This window comes from Streptomyces sparsus, assembly GCF_054776295.1.
In genome coordinates, this window is the sequence record NZ_BAAHCA010001459.1 from 1 (window position 1) to 821 (window position 821).

The window sequence follows — 821 nt, forward strand, 5'->3', positions numbered from 1 at the left end:
GCTCGCCCTCGCCGGGCGGGACGGCGGGGAGTTCACTCGAAGCGGTCGGTGTCGCCGGCCCCGCGCCGCACGATCTCGGCCTCTCCGCCGGAGAAGTCGATGACGGTGGTCGGCTCGGTACCGCAGTCGCCGGAGTCGAGCACGGCGTCCACGACGTGGTCCAGCCGCTCCTTGATCTCCCACCCCTGCGTCAACGGCTCCTCCTCGTCGGGGAGCAGCAGCGTGCTCGACAGCAGCGGCTCACCGAGTTCGGCCAGCAGCGCCTGGGTGACGACATGGTCCGGGATCCGCACCCCGACCGTCTTCTTCTTCGGGTGCAGCAGCTGCCGCGGCACTTCCTTCGTCGCGGGCAGGATGAAGGTGTAACTGCCGGGGGTCGCCGCCTTGATCGCGCGGAAGACGTCGTTGTCGAGATGCACGAACTGGCCCAGCTGTGCGAAGTCCTGGCACACGAGGGTGAAGTGGTGCCGCTCGTCGAGGTTGCGGATCGACCGGATCCGGCTGAGACCCTCCCGGTTGCCCAACTGGCATCCCAGCGCGAAACATGAGTCGGTCGGGTACGCGACGAGCGCCCCGGAGCGGATGCTGTCGGCCACGTTGCTGATGGTGCGCCGCTGAGGATTGTCGGGGTGCACGTCGAAGTACTTCGCCATTCGCCGAGCCTACGTGATCGGGCCGCCCGTGCCGCCGGGACGACGAACCGTGAAAGCGTTCGCCGACACCGCCGCAGGGTGTACGGGCCCCACCGGCCGACCCGCCGTCCACGGTCCTGCGCAGCCGGCCGGCCCCGTCGCCGGGCGGTCCTCAGCGTCCGGCCGGCC

At 70.3% G+C, this 821-nt stretch carries 1 protein-coding gene; it reads right to left on the reverse strand.

The window, feature by feature from the left end; all coding sequences use genetic code 11:
• Nucleotides 1-32: 32 nt before the first annotated feature.
• Nucleotides 33-653, reverse strand: a complete 621-nt coding sequence (locus ACYVE9_RS29030) for an L-threonylcarbamoyladenylate synthase (protein ID WP_461030858.1) — start codon at nucleotides 651-653, stop codon at nucleotides 33-35.
• Between the last annotated feature and the right edge of the window lie 168 nt (nucleotides 654-821).